16 protein-coding genes are annotated in these 18461 nt (G+C 38.5%); 6 read left to right on the top strand and 10 right to left on the bottom strand.

Translation table 11 applies throughout. From position 1 onward, the window contains the following. Nucleotides 1-564: 564 nt before the first annotated feature. Nucleotides 565-1434 carry a DNA replication terminus site-binding protein gene (locus HWV03_RS10065; protein WP_211679573.1) on the top strand — a complete coding sequence of 290 codons (870 nt, stop codon included), beginning with the start codon at nt 565-567 and terminating at the stop codon, nt 1432-1434. Nucleotides 1435-1446: 12 nt separating this feature from the next. Here the strand turns inward: HWV03_RS10065 and HWV03_RS10060 are convergent, their stop codons facing one another. Next, entirely contained in the window at nt 1447-1881 is a 435-nt protein-coding gene (locus HWV03_RS10060; protein ID WP_211679572.1) for a TM2 domain-containing protein, read from the bottom strand. 419 nt (nt 1882-2300) lie between these two features. On the opposite strand from HWV03_RS10060, the gene HWV03_RS10055 reads away from it, so the two are divergent. Next, nucleotides 2301-2720: a CBS domain-containing protein gene (locus HWV03_RS10055; protein WP_067046411.1), complete on the top strand. Its 420-nt coding sequence runs from the start codon at nt 2301-2303 to the stop codon at nt 2718-2720. Between the two features lie 70 nt (nt 2721-2790). Here the strand turns inward: HWV03_RS10055 and HWV03_RS10050 are convergent, their stop codons facing one another. Further along, on the bottom strand, nt 2791-4050 hold the full coding sequence (locus HWV03_RS10050; RefSeq protein WP_211679571.1) for a multidrug effflux MFS transporter: 1260 nt from the start codon (nt 4048-4050) through the stop codon (nt 2791-2793). A 98-nt stretch (nt 4051-4148) separates the two neighbouring features. Here HWV03_RS10050 and HWV03_RS10045 point away from each other — a divergent pair, with 98 nt between their 5' ends. Then, nucleotides 4149-4640: a MarR family winged helix-turn-helix transcriptional regulator gene (locus tag HWV03_RS10045; RefSeq protein WP_255547156.1), complete on the top strand. Its 492-nt coding sequence runs from the start codon at nt 4149-4151 to the stop codon at nt 4638-4640. Nucleotides 4641-4693: 53 nt separating this feature from the next. Here HWV03_RS10045 and HWV03_RS10040 read toward each other — a convergent pair whose 3' ends face one another. From HWV03_RS10040 to HWV03_RS10025, 4 genes are all read right to left on the bottom strand, one after another. Next, nucleotides 4694-5218, bottom strand: a complete 525-nt coding sequence (locus HWV03_RS10040) for a hypothetical protein (protein WP_211679570.1) — start codon at nt 5216-5218, stop codon at nt 4694-4696. A 332-nt stretch (nt 5219-5550) separates the two neighbouring features. After that, complete coding sequence (locus HWV03_RS10035) at nt 5551-6546, bottom strand: Gfo/Idh/MocA family protein (RefSeq protein WP_211679569.1); 996 nt, start codon at nt 6544-6546, stop codon at nt 5551-5553. A 184-nt stretch (nt 6547-6730) separates the two neighbouring features. Continuing rightward, nucleotides 6731-7450 carry a tRNA-uridine aminocarboxypropyltransferase gene (locus HWV03_RS10030; protein ID WP_211679568.1) on the bottom strand — a complete coding sequence of 240 codons (720 nt, stop codon included), beginning with the start codon at nt 7448-7450 and terminating at the stop codon, nt 6731-6733. Nucleotides 7451-7585: 135 nt separating this feature from the next. Then, the gene (locus HWV03_RS10025) at nt 7586-8167 is read right to left on the bottom strand and encodes a hypothetical protein (RefSeq protein WP_211679567.1); all 582 of its coding nucleotides are present in this window, start codon (nt 8165-8167) and stop codon (nt 7586-7588) included. Between the two features lie 343 nt (nt 8168-8510). On the opposite strand from HWV03_RS10025, the gene HWV03_RS10020 reads away from it, so the two are divergent. Beyond that, nucleotides 8511-9227, top strand: coding sequence for an MOSC domain-containing protein (locus HWV03_RS10020; RefSeq protein ID WP_211679566.1), 717 nt, complete (start codon nt 8511-8513; stop codon nt 9225-9227). A gap of 100 nt (nt 9228-9327) precedes the next feature. On the opposite strand, the gene HWV03_RS10015 is transcribed toward HWV03_RS10020, so the two are convergent. Then, nucleotides 9328-10779 (bottom strand): SPOR domain-containing protein, encoded by a 1452-nt coding sequence (locus tag HWV03_RS10015; RefSeq protein WP_211679565.1) that lies wholly within the window; start codon nt 10777-10779, stop codon nt 9328-9330. Between the two features lie 554 nt (nt 10780-11333). On the opposite strand from HWV03_RS10015, the gene sbcB reads away from it, so the two are divergent. Then, the gene (sbcB, locus tag HWV03_RS10010; protein ID WP_211679564.1) at nt 11334-12776 is read left to right on the top strand and encodes an exodeoxyribonuclease I; all 1443 of its coding nucleotides are present in this window, start codon (nt 11334-11336) and stop codon (nt 12774-12776) included. A gap of 103 nt (nt 12777-12879) precedes the next feature. On the opposite strand, the gene HWV03_RS10005 is transcribed toward sbcB, so the two are convergent. Further along, on the bottom strand, nt 12880-14817 hold the full coding sequence (locus HWV03_RS10005) for an AsmA family protein (protein WP_211679563.1): 1938 nt from the start codon (nt 14815-14817) through the stop codon (nt 12880-12882). A 606-nt stretch (nt 14818-15423) separates the two neighbouring features. Here HWV03_RS10005 and HWV03_RS10000 point away from each other — a divergent pair. Next, on the top strand, nt 15424-16833 hold the full coding sequence (locus HWV03_RS10000) for a YjiH family protein (protein ID WP_211679562.1): 1410 nt from the start codon (nt 15424-15426) through the stop codon (nt 16831-16833). 142 nt (nt 16834-16975) lie between these two features. Here the strand turns inward: HWV03_RS10000 and dcd are convergent, their stop codons facing one another. Continuing rightward, a complete protein-coding gene (dcd, locus tag HWV03_RS09995) occupies nt 16976-17578 on the bottom strand; it encodes a dCTP deaminase (RefSeq protein ID WP_211679561.1) in 603 nt (200 codons plus the stop codon). A 231-nt stretch (nt 17579-17809) separates the two neighbouring features. Beyond that, nucleotides 17810-18454, bottom strand: coding sequence for a uridine kinase (gene udk, locus HWV03_RS09990; protein WP_211679560.1), 645 nt, complete (start codon nt 18452-18454; stop codon nt 17810-17812). Nucleotides 18455-18461 lie beyond the last annotated feature (7 nt).

The raw sequence follows: 18461 nt of genomic DNA, 5'->3' as shown, positions 1-18461 counted from the left end.
AGCCTAAAAAGTGGAATTCAGTCATTCATTGCTAATAACTAAATGTATTTAAAATTGCTAAATCAGTTACTACACAGGGATCTAGCCGACACCAGATGACGCTAACTTACAGTAGCTAACATTAACTGACACTAACTGACACTGGTGTTTTTTTTAAATTCACTTTATTTTTAACAACATTCTTTAAATTTTATCTATTCTTGTCCAAGTGTCGGTACACCTTCCGACTTAAAACGCTACTATTGTGTTGTTATACAATGATATTTGAATACGAATACAACAAAAATACGTCAATAAATAAAAATAAAAGAATTGTGAAGTCAATAACAGCCGTAAAAATATACATAATATTTTCACACTAAAACTAAGTTTCCTTCAAATAAAATAGCAATAGAAAACCAAGCTTACTGAAACCTCTAAAAATCAGTAGCATCACAAGATCGATCAACGAATGAGCAGCGATGATCACATAGCGATCACCTAATTAGTCACGCTATTGCATGATGGTCTACTCATTACTATGCTAGTGATTAACGATAATTATGGTTAACACTAGGATTAAACATGACTGATATTAAAAGCTTATTTGATCAACTCACCGCAGATTTAGACCTATTAAAAAAACTGCTAGGAAACACACAGCCTGTGCAGGCATTAGTTAGCCGGATCCCAGCGGTACTAAAAGGCCAAGAGCAAGCCATAATAAACGAAATCATTCCCGAATTAACGACCGATATGTTGGCAATGAAGTTAGCAGCAGAAGCCTTTAAAGACATTCACATTAAACACCCATTTTCGCAAAAATCAGCCCGCCGCTATGTCGGTATTATTCATTTACACCCAGACCACGACAATACAGAGAAAATAGTTACACAAATTAATGCCATTAATACGATCAAAGCGAAGATAGAACATGCTGTTGTTAGCGAGAATGACACACGCCAAGCGCGATTCAGCGCAATACACGATAATTGTCCAGGGGTGATGACTGTACACCTCTATCGAAAAATACATTGTGTAGATGATGAGTTAGTTAAATCTGTGCGTTTTAGTTGGCAGCGTAAAGATTCATTACACCAACCCGATAAGATAAAGTTATTAGCACAAATCACGATTGAACAAGAAAGAGCGACACTAGATAACCAATTAGCACTAGCGCAGTTATATCAAAAAATAGCCACGACACCAGAGCATGCATTACGTATTCGCCGACCAGTCAAAGTACAACCAGCAGCGAATATTGTAAAAGTAACCGGATTAAAAACAGTCACGGCACCATTACCAATAATTGTGGTGCAGAAAGAACCATTAGAAGCAAATGAAGTGGCAGATTTTGTTGCATCGCAGGTGCGAAAACAACGTTCAGATAAGCGTAAAAATACAGTATTAGGAACTCTGACTGGACATACTATTGAGAAAATAACCGCGGAATGATAACCCTGATAACTAGAACCAAGGACGGCTTTCTAATACATATTCTTGTTCAAATTTAACATCTGACTTAAACAAATAGATAACAAACTCAACCAAAGCAATAATCGCAATGACCATCGAAGGTAAACCGAGAAAAACATAACCTAATACAAACAACACCAACATGCAAATACCTTGTTTATGGTACCCTAAATAAAATTTATGGAAGCCTAAAGCGCCAAAGAAAAAAGCAAATAATACCGCGCCCATTTTCTTTGATTTCCCTACTGTTGTCATTGTGACTGAAACAAGTTCACCGGACTTTAAAGTGAAGTAAACTCGACTACCTATCTGAGGTAGTCGTTGGTACATCCACTGATTGATATTAAATAAATAACGACATCCATCCTCACCAGAAATAACGCCGTTCTTACTTCCGATATCAAATTCAAGGATCGATCCCTTCATCACTAACTCCATCTATAAATATAAGTGGTTAAATTATCACATTATTATTAACAATAACACCAAACTGACATACTGTTACATTACGAAGTGCAATCAATGAAGAACTATAAAAAATATTAGTGCCAAACAATGGTTAACATTTTTAGATGCACGATCGGGAAGCCATTATATTTATTGAAACCAAAGCAAACAACAGTAAAATTTATTTTATATTATTAATATGCATATTTAATTAAAAGTTAATGTTTTTGGTTAATTATCACTCGAACTTATTAAAATAAAATTTAAATCATCAACACGATTGCTATTAACTTGCTGATAAATTGAATGAATTTATAGTTATTTTAATCTTAACATCGCATTCTATTCACATTTGGGTATACTAAATAAATCAATACAACATAACACAGAGTTAATATATGAAAGTAAGAGATATAATGGCAGACAATATTGTTTGTATTAGCCATAAAGCCAGTTTAAAAGATGCGCATGAACTTATGCAAACTCGTGGTGTGCGCCATTTACCCGTTATCTCTGAAGACGATGGCACACTGGTTGGTATTCTGACTCACAAAAAAATGATCAGCACTGTCATTTCAATGATGAACAAATACGGCACTGACATACTCGCAAGAAAAGAACGTGGTCAGTTAATCGAAGATTTAATGGAATCAGACTTTCAGAAACTAACCGAAGACGAACCGCTTAAAATTGTTGTTGAATACTTTATTGGTAATAAACTTGGCTGTCTTCCGGTCATCGATAATCAGAACAAAGTCATTGGTATTGTTACCTCATCTGACTTTGTGAAATTATGCGCGCAATTACTGAATGAATAATAATACAATTTATTTGTCTGCTGTAAGCAAGGAGGCTGGTAGTTCCTTTCTCAGCCCTTGCTCAATGTTGTTATGACACAGCTTTACGAGAATAGGCTGCGGCAATTGTAGCACCCGTAAGCGCTATCATAGACGAAAGCAGCATCATGATAACGACAGGTTGCACTGAACCCAGACTTATAAATGCAGATAGTGCACTCACAGTCCCACCTATTGTATATTGAGTTGCTCCTAATACCGCAGAAGCAGAGCCAGCATTACGCCCAAAACTCTTCATAAAACATGCACTTGAATTTGAGATCACCGCACCATTTGCCGAAATAGCAATAACAAACCCGACGGCAGCCACATATAAAGCATCAGGTACAAGCACAGATGCTGTCACTAATATTATGCCACCAAACACTTGCAAGCTTAGAAACGCTTTTAATAAAGCTTCAGGTTCAAACCGCGATAATAAAAATGTATTCGCGCGGTTAACAACCACCAAACCACAGATATTGGCAAAGAACAACATTGAAAACTGTTTTGGCGTTTGACCAAACACTTCCATATACATCATCGACGCATTCGTTAAAAATATCATCATCACTGAATAAGCAAACGCTTGTGCAACCATAAATCCTAATGCGCGCTTTTCACTAAATACCGATAATAACCCGAACTTTTGCTGTATTTCTGAAGATACGGGTTCAAGTGTAACCTTTTCAGTTGGCTCAGGCATAAAGCACATAACGAGAATAGCCACCAGTACAGCCATGATCGCAAGTGTATAAAAGATCCAACGCCAATCAGCTAACGACATAATGATGGTACCCACTGTCGGCGCGATAGAGGGTGCAATCATCATAATGAGCGCAATCAACGAAAATAACTTAGCGGCTTCTTTACCACTGGTCGTATCCCGAATAGTTGCAGGGACACCAACAACAGCCATACCACCACCGATAGCTTGCAACACTCGCCATAACCACAAGACTTCAATTTGATTTGCAGTGGTTAATAATATGCTCGCAACCGCAAACACAGCTAAACCAGCAATCATAGCAAAACCACGGCCTTTCTTATCTGACAAGGGCCCACCGATTAACTGCCCTATAGCCAGTCCAAAAATGTATAAGCTTACCGTCACTGACATCAAAGAAATATCAACGCCCATTGCGTTGGCCATGGTTGGCATTGCTGGCAAATAACTGTCAATGGTAAAAGGGGTTAATGCAAATACTGCAGCCAGCGTTACAATCAATGTCTTATTCATTTTTCCGGTATTATCTATCGTATCAATTTTTATCTCACTCGTGGCAAGTGAAGATCCATTACTCTGTGTCATTTTAATGCCTCCAATTTATCTTTCTAGAAAGATAATAACTGGACTTTAGCTTTCTGGCAAGATATATTATCGAGGCTACTAACATAGATAGGGATTGAATGATGACTAATAGCATTAACGACATACTTGAAGCAATGAGTGAAAACTGGCCCCAGTGCGCTGACACGGTTTCTCCCGCATTATTACGCTTACTCCGTGTCAGTAATCTATTTCACAATAAAATGGAAACGCTTGTTGAAAGCCATAATTTACAACGCGCAGAATTCAGTGTATTAGCGACATTAAGGCGGAACCCAATACCTTATTGTATGTCACCCACGGCACTATATCAGTCAATGATATTTAGCTCTGGTGGACTGACCAAAGTATTGAATCGTTTAAACCAAGCAGAATTGATTGAAAGGGTTGATAACCCAGAAGATAAGCGCAGTAAGCTTGTACGCCTGACAGCGACTGGCAAGCAATTAATTGAAACTGTCATGCCAAGATTACATCAAAAAGAAAGAAATATATTAAGTGTGTTATCACCAGATGAGCAACAACAACTTGACTCGTTTATGCGACGTATTTTAGAGGCGCATGAGCCGTAAGATAATAACAGTGCAGGATTACGATCACCCTGCACTCTTTATTTTTACGTCACCTAAAATGTGCCCATACTCATCTCTACGCTGGCATTATGGAACACCTGTAAAGATGGTAATTCAGGGATTTTCATGGCTGTCACTTTATGTTTGATAAACAAAGAAACTGGAAATTGTTTAGCCGATGCAAAATAAATTGACAATAGATGTAGTCCATTCTCATGATGTAGCGGTTGGGTTTCGAGTGACAGCGCTTCCAATTTATCCTCATTTTCGAGCCAAGTTAAAAAAGCTTTAAAATCATCCTCTAGCACGTCTTTACTAACAAAGCTTATACGTAAAAAATCCAATTCAAGAAATGACCATAAAGGCTCTAGTTCTGATTCGTCACACATATCTATTTCGATATTAATACCATTAATACAATGGCCATAATGCGTCAGGTGCTTGATTTTGCTTATATCACAGGCATGCTTAGTATTAGCAATATTGATTTTAGCACCAGGTGTTTGTTGTAATAACGTTTCTACTTCCTGCGTGGTTGGCACATATTCGAACATGATTTCTTTGGGAGGCAATTCCATTTAGACACCTTATTTATCCATATAAACGGCATGAGTAACCAAATAAAAACACACCGTCTTATTTTGACATGACTATTACACAGATAAAATGTCATAAATATGCCATTTATAAAAATATGATCTAAATGACACAAAGGTGGAAATAAAGAGGTAGTTTCGTGATAAATTCTAAAATAAAATGAGTCCCTACGTCAAGGGTAAACTACAAAAACATAACAAATAAGAATAGTTAAAATGTTAAAATGTTAAAATACAAGTTGATACAAATCTAATTTACCACCGACCTACATTTTTACGTTTTTGTAACACCCAGTAATTCTTATTCGACGCGGTTATTTATTATCACCTAATATTTGCTCCATGACCCAACTGGTATGTAAAGCCGTTTCACCGCTAGATGGGTGGTCAATGTTATTAACAAGATGCTCCCGCATATTCTGCACATGATAGAGTTGAATATTTTCAGGATTCTCAATGATAAATTCTTGGCGTTGAGCAAGTGTTTGCAGAATAACGGCGGCTTCATCAAAAATAGAAAAACGGATTTCACCTTTACTGCCAGTGATCACAACCCGATCTTCCCGTGTACAACCACCAAAATTCCAACTTCCAACGCCTGTCACGCCACTTTTATGTTGCCAGCATGCGGATACCGAATCTAACGATGAATACAGCCCTTGCTGATTGGTTCCAAGCCCCTTAACAATATCAAATTCACCCAGCAAATAAGCAAACAGATCGAGTCCATGACTCGCTAGATCGTCAAAGTAACCACCAACAGCAACGTCTTTATCTGTTCGCCAATTAAACTGACCCGATAAATCTAATGCATTGGCGGGTTTATTCAAAAATGCATTAATCGTTCTTACTTGGCCAATAGCGCCGGCTTCAAGTAAGGCTTTCACTTTATTAAAACGTGGTAATGAACGACGGTAATAAGCCACAAACAAGGGAATATTCTTATCATTAAACGCATTATAAATGTCGAGGCTATCCGCATAATTTGGTGCTAACGGTTTCTCGATACAACAAGGTTTACCTGCTTGTGCAACTTTCAAGGCATAAAGCTTATGACTATCGGGAGGAGTCGCGATATAAACAGCATCAATATTATCGCTATTAATAATATCGTCCGGATTTGAGGAGTATGCTTCAACCTTATGTCTTAAAGCATAATCTTGGGCAAGATCAAGATTACGTCGCATTACAGCCGACAGTTTAAATCCCGCTACTTTTTGATATGCAGGACCACTTTTTAATTCCGTTACATTGCCGCAACCGATAATTCCCCAGCGAATCGGTAATGTCATTTCATTTTTACTCTGCATATTCTATCCACGAAAGGTTAAATTGAGTCTAATACCCATCTATCTATTGTGATGAGTATAATACCTCAGAGATATGAATATAGGCTATTAATATTAAGAAAAAGAGGATTAACAAGGAAAGGAAAAACATCAAAATTGGCTATACGCATTTCCACATGCATACAACCGTTCTGATCGATAACAATTAAACTGTTAGTGTATGCAACCGTTTAAGGGCCGCATCAACACCGACGTCAATTTGCTTAGTACCTGCGAGATAACGTTCACGGAAAACATCAAACCAGCAAGCAAGAATGTCAGCATTCAATGCTTCACCGTGATGACCGAGAACCAGTGACGCAACTTCAGCCGTTGCGAGCTGATTGTCTTTTGCAGCCTTACGGATCTGATATTGGGAAACCACGTCAGGATCAAATGAGATGACCGGAATATGTTCTAACCAGGGGCTCTTTTTGAACATCTTCTTCGCTTCACGCCAACTGCCATCGAGTAAGATGTATAACGGTCGTTTACCCGGCTCAATTATTAATGGCCCTGTTTGTACCCGCTCACGCTCAACCACATACTCTTCAGGGAAGATAATGAATGGTTGCCAGCAATCAGTATTGATGATGTCGATCATCTCTTGATTAGGTTCAGTGCGCGACCATTGATAAGCAAACGTATCTTCAACCACATCGGCAATCAAACGACCCGTATTGCTTGGCTTAATCATTTCATAATCAAACATCACCAGCATAAAACCAGCTGTCGACTTAACGAGTGGTTGATGCTCACAAATACAAAACTGTTTGCCTAGCATGCAATAATCGCAACGACGTAAGCGTCCGCCACGGGCTTTAAAAGGTTTAGTGCTGTCAGCTAAACGCTGTGTCGCTAATCGATGAACATTATGAATGCGCATAAAGTGATACCACTTAGAAATAAATTGCTAAATTGCAGATAAAAAAATGACCCAGTAGCAAGTTCTATCTCCACCGTCGTGGGATAATACCTGCTACTGAGTCATTCACATATTTAGGTACGCGTTTAGCGTCACTTAATTATGGTGCTTACGATCTTCCAATTCAGATTTAGTCGCACGAACCTGACGCATAAAGAAGTTAGCCATCGATGCTGCAGCAGGTTTCTTTTCTGGTGCTGGCATTTTTGACGTAATTACGCGTGGTTTCGGTGGCGCTACTGGTGCAGCAACAACAGGTTTTGCAACTTCCGGCTTAATTGCAGCAGGTGTTGCAGTTGCATGTACAGGACGAACCTGGCTTGTCGCAAATTGTGACGATGCAACGTGTTGTCTTTGTTGTTGTGCTTGTTGCCCATTCACTTGTGGACGCGTTCTAATCACTTCTATCGAGTAAAGTTTACTTGAGATAGAGTTTGTAGACTGTGAGACTTGCTCACGACGTAAACGTTCACCCGTTGATTTGAATTCTTGGTATTGTACTGCTAACCAATTCTTCAAATGCATTAACATACCAGCTTCAATTAACTCTAGGCAAGTTCGGTTGTTATACTCAACTAGTTTCGTTTCTGAAAAATACGTCTTGGCTTCTGCTTCTGAGCCGATGCGTTCGACTAGTTCGAACCATGTTGATAAACCTAATACTGTGTAATGACTCATTGTCTACCTTGCAGATAACCAGCTACATTTTAGTAGCTTTCTCGAAAAATTAGGAGGCGGATTCTATACCTTTGTCGCTGTGATTAAAAGCATATTTACGAAAAAAACTTAAAAATAATGTGATAACTCATAAATGTGCAGTTTCAGCTCCATTTAGACTAGACTAAATTAATTTTTTAGTGTTCGAAAAAGCTAAAAATAATAACATAATTTTTTTAACCTAATGAGTGCCGATTAAAATCTAGAAGCGATTATATCAGATGTTTCTGATTATCCTTGAGGTTTCGAGTTGCCTCTGTGAGAATGATCAAACTAAATTTTATTTATTAAAGGAAATGTGAGAATGCCTGACTCTTTATTACAAATCAGCCGTCAAACACACAAGGTTCAAATTTATATCGGTCAGGTTAAGCATCACTACGGTTTTGATTCTGCAATTGATAAAGAAACGGTCAACACCTGCATTTATCTTTCTGAGCTTGGACTCGAAAACGATACGACTGCCGATAAAAAATACCACGGTGGTCTTGAGCGTGCTTTGCATCAGTACCCTGCCGAGCATTATTCATTCTGGCAGCAAGTATTTTCACCACGCAATAACAAGCAACCACGATTTGAAGCGCCCGGCATGGGGGAAAATATCAGTGCAATAGGTATGACAGAAGAAAATGTTTGTATTGGAGATCAATATCAATGGGGCGAAGCTATTATCGAAGTGAGTCAACCTCGCCTACCTTGTTTTAAATTAAATACCCGTTGGAATGTCTCCGACATTTCAGTTCAGATGCAAACATTAAGCCGTTGTGGCTGGTTATATCGTGTTATCAAACCGGGTATGATCGCTCAAAGTGATGAACTACACCTCATTAAACGACTTGAATCTGCAACCACAGTTAAACAAGTATGTGAATTATTCTTTAGTGAGCCATTAAACAAAGCTAACCTAATTCGATTGATAGAAATGCCAGCGCTGACACCTATATGGGGTGAGGCCGCAAGCAAACGCTTAGAAACCAATACCGTCGAAAATTGGAACTTTAGATTACTCGATCATCCTTAACCACTAGAGAAGCAAGGTAGACAGTATTGTAACTCGCCATCTACCTGTGCTTAACTCAAACATGGATTAAGATCTTGCTATACTTCCGTGCCACGTAATTTTACTTAATAGCACTTTTCAAAATCGAATCAAAATCACGGATCCATGGGTAGTTCGTTTTCAGGCGAAGTGGTAAAACACTCATTGCAACCTGCGCCTCAGTAAAACTGGCAAAGTCACCGTAGTACAAATTATACCAATCACGCTGAATATGCAGGCTCTTATTAAAAGAAAGCAATTTTCCACTCAGCCCTATTTCATTTTGATTCACATAAGAAATTAAGTAGTTTTCGTCATAAGCACCCATCAACTGAATCGTATAATGAGCAGGATTACGCTGCGCTATCCAGCCGACATTATTGAGTGGTACTAACGATTGAGTTACTGCTCCATTTTTATTTCCTGGGCCTTCGACCTGAAACTTCAAGTCATCCATACCCGTTTTAACCGATGTGAGAGTCGCTGTGAGATGACCTAGCTGAGCAGTGCTCTTTTCTATTTGGGACTGTAATACTAAACGCTCTGCACTACGTCGTTCATCGATGGTTTCAGCCTTGGCTTCGAGTTCAGCAAATTTTGTCTTCACATCTGCAACATCACCTATTAATTCGGTACCAATTTCTGACTGCAGTGCCGTTTCAGTTTTAATCTCGGTCACTGAGTTATTAAGCGTCGATAACGATGATGTCAATTCAGACAATTCAGTTTTTACAAACTCAGGGACAACGGTAGGATTCAGTTCAAGCAAGGTTATCGCAGAGGCCAGAGCAATAGTCACCCCAGTGCCTACACCCGCAACAACTTTAAACCCTTTGCGCGTGTAGCGCTTCAAGCTGCTCGCATTCAACTCGATGCTATAGACTTTATCAGCAAGATCGTTAACTTGGCCTTTCAGTGATTCATGTTCTTCGGATAATATGACAAGTGATTTTTTCTGATCTTGATGCAGCGCTTTCAACCCTTCCACTTGGGCTTTGTTCGCCTGAATTCTTTGATAGGATTCCCGTGTGTGAGCTTGCAGGACCTCGTCGGTATCATCGGCATTTTTTTCAAGTCGCTTTTGCATTTCTTCAAAAGCAGTTTGAACCGTGAACAAGCGCTTGAGCTGCTCACCCTGCTCAATAATGGATTCATTCGCATCCTCAAAACCGCCCGTTAACGCATTCAGTTTAGCCTGTATACGCTGTTCTAGATCATCCGATAACTTAACTTGTTCCAAGGTAGATTGACTTAAATTAGAACCTACACTTTCAATCTTCTTATCAAGTTTGGCGTTGCGACTTCGTAATGAACGAATAGTGGCTCCCAAGTCGTCTTGAGCTTCAGAGAAATCTTTAGTTAACGTGTCAAAATGGATTTCGAAATCACCCATTTTGCTATTAATATCCCTCGCAGAAAGTAATTTAGTGTCCTGATCAGGAAGCTCAATAATGCGTGAGTCATCTTGACCCGATATTATAGGTTCTTCTATTGTCACGGATTCAGGGTAATCGAATTTTTTTTCAGCAGACATGGTAAACCTCCAACCTTGGAAAATAAGTCATTTTATGAATATTTAATATTCGACATTTAAGGTAGGATCTCACCTACCTACAATAAAGACACTCGTAATCACACCCGAAGTACTTCAAAGTTTTGGCTATCAATACACCTTAGATTTATCCATTAACTGCTCAGGAATTTAAAATCTGAACCTTTTCTTCGTCGGCTTGTTACTCGTACCCTCGATCAACACTTGGCCACATCAACACTAGGCCAATAAATTAGAATATTCATCCAACCTTGGAGCCTATATATTACATCTCACAACCAAACATTTCGTATTAATGATTATTCTGAATAAGATTTCGGATCATTACCATCAAACATAGATTTACGACGCTTAATAACTTGCTCTCACGCTTCGCTTAGCTTAATCTCTGGATATCATCCTAGAGACATTCTAAAATCACTAGAAACGAAAATTAAACGTGATGTAAATTGTAATGCAAGTTTCTGAACCAACTCAGCATAACAATAAAAAATAAACATCTAATTAGATAAAAATGAATAAGTACAAGGCGTAGTATGGATAACAATTCAAACAAAACAGCAACAGATCAGCCGACTTTTTACTGGCATGATTATGAGACTTTCGGATTAAGCCCGTCACTGGATCGTCCTTCTCAATTTGCTGGTATTCGCACTGACATGGACTTTAACGTAATCGGCGAACCTGATATGTTTTACTGCCGTCAATCAGATGATTACCTTCCTTCGCCAGAAGCTGCCATGATCACAGGGATCACACCTCAAAAGACCCAAGCAGAAGGTGTAACGGAAGCAGAATTTAGTAAACGTATTGAAGCGCAGTTCAGCCACAAAAACACGTGTATCATTGGTTATAACAACATCCGCTTTGATGATGAAGTAACACGTAATATCTTTTACCGTAACTTCTACGACCCATACGCACACACCTGGAAAGATGGAAACTCACGTTGGGATATTATCGATTTAATGCGTGCTTGTTATGCGCTGCGTCCAGAAGGTATTATTTGGCCAGAAAATGACGACGGCCTGCCAAGTATGCGCCTTGAGCTATTAACCAAAGCTAATGGTATTGAGCATGCCAATGCACACGATGCAACCTCTGATGTATATGCAACCATCGCGATGGCTAAGCTGGTCAAAGAAAAACAACCTAAACTATTTGATTTCTTATTTAACCTGCGCAGCAAACGTAAAGTTGAATCGCTGATTGATATCATCAACATGACACCATTAGTGCATGTAAGCGGTATGTTTGGTGCAGATCGCGGGTTCACTAGCTGGGTTGTGCCACTGGCTTGGCACCCTAGCAACAACAACGCGGTTATCGTGGCTGATTTAGCCCAAGACATTACGCCGTTATTAGAGTTAAGCGCGGACGAACTACGTGAACGTTTATATACACCAAAGAAAGACCTAGGTGAGCTAGCTCCTATCCCGCTAAAACTTATTCATATCAATAAGTGTCCAGTACTAGCTCCGGCTAAAACTTTATTACCTGAAAATGCAGAACGTTTAGGGATTGATCGCAACGCCTGCCTTGCAAACCTAAAACGTTTAAAAGAAAGCGCAACACTGCGTGAGAATGTTGTGGGTGTTTATCAAGTCGAACGTGAATATCCAAAATCAACCAATGTGGATGCAATGATCTACGATGGCTTCTTTAGTGCAGGTGATAAAGCAAACTTTGAAATACTACGCGAAACAACACCAGAGCAACTTGCAGGACTGCAACTGAAAGTCAGTGATGCGCGTTTTAATGAATTGTTCTTCCGCTATCGAGCACGTAACTTCCCGCATTTATTATCAATGCCAGAGCAACAAAAATGGCTTGATCATTGTCGCACAGTACTAGAAGACAGTGCGCCAGCCTATTTTGCACGTTTAGATGCATTAGCAATCGAAAACAGCCATGACGAGCGAAAAATGAGACTACTGCAACAATTATACCTTTATGGTCAGCAGATCATTGGCGGCTAAGTAAAAAATTAAAAGTAGCGTATTAAAAAGCCTGTTAGTGATCTCACTAACAGGCTTTTAGGCGTAACTAACCAAACTTAAACTACTAATCTTAAATCTCAGATTAGAATAGCTTTTTCAAACCTCTAAATATTTCATTCTTAATCTTGTTCTTGTCTTCATCTGACCCAAGATACTTATCAATCAGTTTATCTTTTTCAAGCTCTATCACTTGTTTAGTAATATCACTAAAATCAAACTTGATACGTGGCGCTGCAAAGCTGCCTTTCACTTCAATAGGAAGACGTAAATCACGTACAGCCTTCATCGTTGAACTTGATTGACCACCAATGTTTTCAGCAAGCGAAGCACCAAAAGTAAAATCAAGCTTTTCACGCATCAGATCTGCATAGCCCTTGCCATTGACCTTGATCGCAGGTGAAGCCAAATCGATTTTCGTCGATGTTAACTTACCGTCAGCGAGTTTAAAGTTTACAACCATCGCGCTGAAATCAGTCTGTTCACTTTGATCCGTATTATCGGCAGATTTCTTATCAAGCATAGCAATCGCTTTACGCACTTCTTTTGCTACATTAACCCCTAACAGCGCACCGTCAGAAAAGGTTGTATTAATCGTCCCTCTCGTCGCAGACTTAAGTTTAGTCATGGCTAAGCCTTTACCACTTAAACGCACGTCAACATCAACCAAACCCGTTAACAATTTTTTACCTGCAGCGATCGTGATCAATTGTTCTGACTGTACTTTCTCTAACGTACTATTCAAATTAAATGTAGCGGGTTTCTTGTTACTATCTAATAACGCTTTAACCATTAACTTCCCTTCATAAAGATCTGAAGATAATTTGGTTAACTGGAATACGCCGTCTTTTAACTCACTCTGAACCTTAACATTATCCAAGACATACTCGCCTTGTTTAATTTGAGTAATCGTCAATGACCCTTTTTGATTCACACTTGATAATGAACTCAAGTCAGGCTCTACGTCTGCAGCGGCTTTTTTACCCTGCTTATCTGTCGAGGTTTGAGTCACTTTTTTACTTGTGTCTGTCACTTTCGATTCAGTCTTTTTATCTACAGACTCAGTCTTAGGTAACCAATCATCAATAACAAGTGTATTCATGGCTAAGTTGTATTCAAGACTCGGTTTTGAAAATACATCAACAGACAGATCGCCAGTAATACTAAGTTCATCAACGTCTAATTTAAGTCCTGCCAATTTCATTTTTTTGTAAGCATTATCGTATGTCATGTCACCTTGCAATGAAATATTCATTTCTGGTCGCGGTAATAACTTGCCCGTTAACGCGAGTTTATTATCAAGCTGCGCTAATTTTATTTCATTAAATTGCTCGTCAATCGTTAATATCATGCTTGTTTTTAGTTTAGCCGTTAACTCATTGGTTCGGTAATTTGCAGCTAACGTAATCGCAACAGGTTTGGCAAAGGCAAACTCACCGACGGTTAAGCTACTGTCAGACAGTTTATGGTAGGTACCATCTTGACGGTTATTCAATGATAATTGTGCGTTGGTTATATTCACCGCTTTAATCACAAACTTATATTCGCTCTTCGCAATTTCACCTTCTGGTGTGACTTTAATCGCTTGAATATCTTCGTTTGATAATGCCTTTTCTGGTGGTGATAATGTGGCAAGTAATTCATCCATGTTATTACGGCCATCGGCTAATGTTTCGACATTAACGGTTAGACCATCCACTTCCACATTTGTTACCACTATCGTTTTGGTAAAGAGTGACATCAATTCGACAGCGACTTGTACACTTTTAACTTCAACTTGTTTTGAGTCCGCATATTCATGCTTATTGAATAAGGTCACTTTACCTAGCTCAAAACCAATTTGTGGATAGAAAGTTAGATTTAAATCACCTTCAATTGTGACGTCTTGTTTAGTGAACTGCTTTGCTTGCGTAATTAAATTATCTTTAATTAACTCCTCATTAACTAAAAACTTAATTGCAATAAATCCCACGACGATAATAATCGCAATGAGCCCACTAATACCAAGAAGTATTTTTTTCATCCTGAAACCACCTTATAGAAATATATCTTAATCAGCTAAGACAACACATAGAAGATTATGTTTACACTATCGACTCTAAGAATATCATGTAATTACCAGAAACGCAGAAAGATAAACAATAAAACACCTAACATAGATAAAAGCTAAGCAAAGTACATTTAGATTATAGAATAGAACTCATTATATTCAGCGATGCGAAAAAACTAGCTTAAAAAAAGAACATAAAATCAACTTGGTTATTTACAAATTATTCACAAATACAGACAAAATACGAAAATATAATCACGTTTACTGCATATCTATTGATTTCCGATATATAAAACTAGAAAAATCACACTAATCAATATAATCAGCCTAAATCAAAATCTATTTATGTGACATTAAACACCTAAAGCAACATAAAAAATTTTATTTTCATGACAGCTGACACATGGTGTTAATAATATGTTTCTCACATGTATATTCGCAGTTACTATCTCCAGCAATTAAGTTTACGGCAATTAAAAACACCTAATCTTAAATAAAATGGAAGATGGAATACTTAGTGACAATACTGTTATACCGAACTGGTAATCAGTAATTAGTCCTATAAAAGGGAACAATTCAATGAAAGATAATAATATTTACGCGGAATCACCGCGTAATCTAAACAAAACAAACACAGATGCTCAGACACACACAGGTAATAAATCAATATTACGATTTTTACTGCCTTCATTAATCGGTTTATTTTTATTTATGACCCCGGTAACCTATGAAGGTGACATGACGATCCCCGTCGCATTGTTAGCAAAAGTATTAATGGCAGCACTGGACGGTTATTTGCTTCATATCATTACCGTCATCATTTCATTTATGGCGGTGGCATCAACATTAGCGGTTTTACTTAAGCCTAAGTTTATTACTCAGAGTAAATTCCTTCATGAGTTATTTATACCGACACCGCTTTGGCTAGCCGTTCGAATTATCAGTTGTGCGTTTACTATCGCGACTGTATATCAGATTGGTCCAGAGTATATCTGGAATGAAAATACCGGTGGCCTTGTGCTCAATGACTTACTGCCGACTCTATTTGCAGTATTCATCTTTGCAGGTCTGCTACTGCCTTTATTGCTCAACTTTGGATTACTGGAACTATGTGGTTCGTTATGTACTAAGATTATGCGTCCAATTTTCAACCTACCAGGGCGTTCAGCGGTTGACTGTATTGCATCTTGGTTAGGTGATGGTAGTGTTGGCATCTTGCTGACCGATAAACAGTATCAAGAAAAGTTCTATACTCAACGTGAAGCAGCTGTTATTGGTACGACATTCTCGGCCGTATCCATCACATTCAGCCTTGTTGTCATCGCACAAGTAAACTTAGAGCAATACTTCCTACCTTATTACCTCGCGATTACATTATCGGGCATTGTTGCAGCGATTATCGTACCTAAATTACCGCCATTATGCTGGAAGAAAGATATCTATATCGATGGAACTGAAAAACACCATGATTTAGAGTCTATTCCAGCTAACCATAATGTTTTCTCATGGGGCATTGATCAAGCCATTGACAGAGCATCAAAAGTCACATCATACCGTGCTGTATTCATCGAAGGCCTAAAAAATGCCGCACATATGGTATTTGGTATTTTACCGGTAGTGATGGCAATAGGTACAATTGGTTTGTTAATCGCAGAATACACCTCGCTATTTGCGATTCTTGGTAAACCATTTATGTATTACCTTCAATTCATGAACGTACCAGAAGCTGCACTAGCATCTGAATCGTTAGTGGTTGGTTTTGCCGATATGTTTGTACCAAGTATTCTTGCTACGTCACTCGATAATGACATGACTCGTTTCATCATTGCGGGTGTATCAGTGTCGCAACTTATCTACATGTCAGAAGTCGGCGCATTACTGCTAGGCAGTAAAATCCCGGTTAACATCGTTGATTTGTTTATTATCTTCGTACTACGTACAATCATAACACTACCGATTATCACTGGTGTTGCACATCTTATCTTCTAATTACGACTAGCTAAGAAAACGAAGTAAAACCTAGACAAAAAAATGCCCATCACTTTAACGGTGATGGGCATTTTTGTATTTTAATTTAGTGAGATATTAACTGCTATACCAATTAGCTACTCATTATATTACTGAGTAACCATTATGCACTCTGATTGTCATTATCATCTTGGTTAATACGACTTGAATCAGCACCATGCTGGTTTTTGTACTTAGCATCTTTACGTTGATTGTAAGGACGTGCAGCAGGCGCGGTCAGTGTTTCAAAGTTTAACGCTGCAATAGTCATTTTCGGACGTAGTGCTAGCGGCAACTTACCACTGTTATAAAACTCAAGTACGATACGACCAGACCAGCCTGGGTCAATACGGTGTGCTGTTACATGTACCATAAGACCAAGACGCGCTAATGATGAACGTCCATCTAACCAACCAACGATATCTGCTGGTAACGTTACTTTTTCAAACGTCACAGATAAAGCAAATTCACCTGGATGTAAAATAAAGGCTTCACCGTCAGGCACTACAATTTCATCACTCATTACTTTATCAAGTTGGGTAGCCACTTCTTCTTTTGGACCACTCAAATCAATGTAAGGTGCGTTATGTGCTTGGAATACTCGGAATTCATGACCTAAAGTAACATCAACGCTTACGCCACTAATTTTACTTTGTTCAGGCCTTGGTTCTATCTCAATTCGACCATCATCTAAGTATTTTTCAATATCTGTATCGCACAGGCGCATGTTTTCTCTCTTTAATGGATGCTGTGTTATACCAATTACATTAAATAAGTGATCAATTATTTCGCTGGGAAAATTGACAATAACAAGGCGTTAATTGCCGTAACTAGTTATTCTAATTACAAAAATAACAACACTGTTAGTGTCTGTTTTAACCAGAAAGAATGATCATCTATTTATTGTGATTGGTACTAATTATAATGCTTTTCGCGTTGATACTACAAACAACTTAAATTAGTCGTTTAATAACTGACAAATTTTTGCTTTTAACGTATCAATCGCGAAACGATTCTTACCACCACGCGGAACAATAAGATCCGCATATTGTTTTGATGGCTCAATAAACTGTAAGAACATTGGACGAACCGTGTCATTGTATTGCTCAATTACCGATTCCATTGTTCTGCCACGTTCAGCAACATCACGCTGTAAACGACGTACAAAACAGATGTCTAACGGTGTATCCATAAATACACTTGCGTGAATAATGCTGCGGATAGCTGGATCTGTCAGTAACAAAATACCTTCTAAAATGATCACTTTTTTGGGTGTCAACTTAGTCGTCTCAGCCATACGCGTATGTTCTGTATAGCTGTACGTTGGAATTTCAACAGCATTGCCGTCACTCAAACCCTGTAAATGACTGCACAATAATTTATGATCCATCGCTTGTGGATGGTCATAATTTGTTTTAACTCGGTCTTCCATCTCGAGGTGACTTTGATCACGGTAATAACAATCTTCAGTAATGACTGCAATTTGTGACTCGCCAAACTCTGCAACAAGTTCGTTGTAGATTGTTGAAGAAAGTAGGCTTTTTCCAGATGCAGAGGCACCTGCGATCGCGATGATCACACAAGAGTTAGATTTAGTATTCATTTATAAA

The sequence above is a fragment of the Moritella sp. 36 genome (assembly GCF_018219415.1).
Taxonomy (GTDB): domain Bacteria; phylum Pseudomonadota; class Gammaproteobacteria; order Enterobacterales; family Moritellaceae; genus Moritella.
Note: the sequence above shows the minus strand (reverse complement) of the source record. Positions and strands in the feature narration are given on the sequence as shown.

Coding starts and splice junctions, on each gene's coding strand:
- HWV03_RS10065 (WP_211679573.1), top strand. CDS start 565: ATGACTGATATTAAAAGCTTATTTGATCAACTCACCGCAGATTTAGAC.
- HWV03_RS10060 (WP_211679572.1), bottom strand. CDS start 1,881: ATGAAGGGATCGATCCTTGAATTTGATATCGGAAGTAAGAACGGCGTT.
- HWV03_RS10055 (WP_067046411.1), top strand. CDS start 2,301: ATGAAAGTAAGAGATATAATGGCAGACAATATTGTTTGTATTAGCCAT.
- HWV03_RS10050 (WP_211679571.1), bottom strand. CDS start 4,050: ATGACACAGAGTAATGGATCTTCACTTGCCACGAGTGAGATAAAAATT.
- HWV03_RS10045 (WP_255547156.1), top strand. CDS start 4,149: ATGATGACTAATAGCATTAACGACATACTTGAAGCAATGAGTGAAAAC.
- HWV03_RS10040 (WP_211679570.1), bottom strand. CDS start 5,218: ATGGAATTGCCTCCCAAAGAAATCATGTTCGAATATGTGCCAACCACG.
- HWV03_RS10035 (WP_211679569.1), bottom strand. CDS start 6,546: ATGCAGAGTAAAAATGAAATGACATTACCGATTCGCTGGGGAATTATC.
- HWV03_RS10030 (WP_211679568.1), bottom strand. CDS start 7,450: ATGCGCATTCATAATGTTCATCGATTAGCGACACAGCGTTTAGCTGAC.
- HWV03_RS10025 (WP_211679567.1), bottom strand. CDS start 8,167: ATGAGTCATTACACAGTATTAGGTTTATCAACATGGTTCGAACTAGTC.
- HWV03_RS10020 (WP_211679566.1), top strand. CDS start 8,511: ATGCCTGACTCTTTATTACAAATCAGCCGTCAAACACACAAGGTTCAA.
- HWV03_RS10015 (WP_211679565.1), bottom strand. CDS start 10,779: ATGTCTGCTGAAAAAAAATTCGATTACCCTGAATCCGTGACAATAGAA.
- sbcB (WP_211679564.1), top strand. CDS start 11,334: ATGGATAACAATTCAAACAAAACAGCAACAGATCAGCCGACTTTTTAC.
- HWV03_RS10005 (WP_211679563.1), bottom strand. CDS start 14,817: ATGAAAAAAATACTTCTTGGTATTAGTGGGCTCATTGCGATTATTATC.
- HWV03_RS10000 (WP_211679562.1), top strand. CDS start 15,424: ATGAAAGATAATAATATTTACGCGGAATCACCGCGTAATCTAAACAAA.
- dcd (WP_211679561.1), bottom strand. CDS start 17,578: ATGCGCCTGTGCGATACAGATATTGAAAAATACTTAGATGATGGTCGA.
- udk (WP_211679560.1), bottom strand. CDS start 18,454: ATGAATACTAAATCTAACTCTTGTGTGATCATCGCGATCGCAGGTGCC.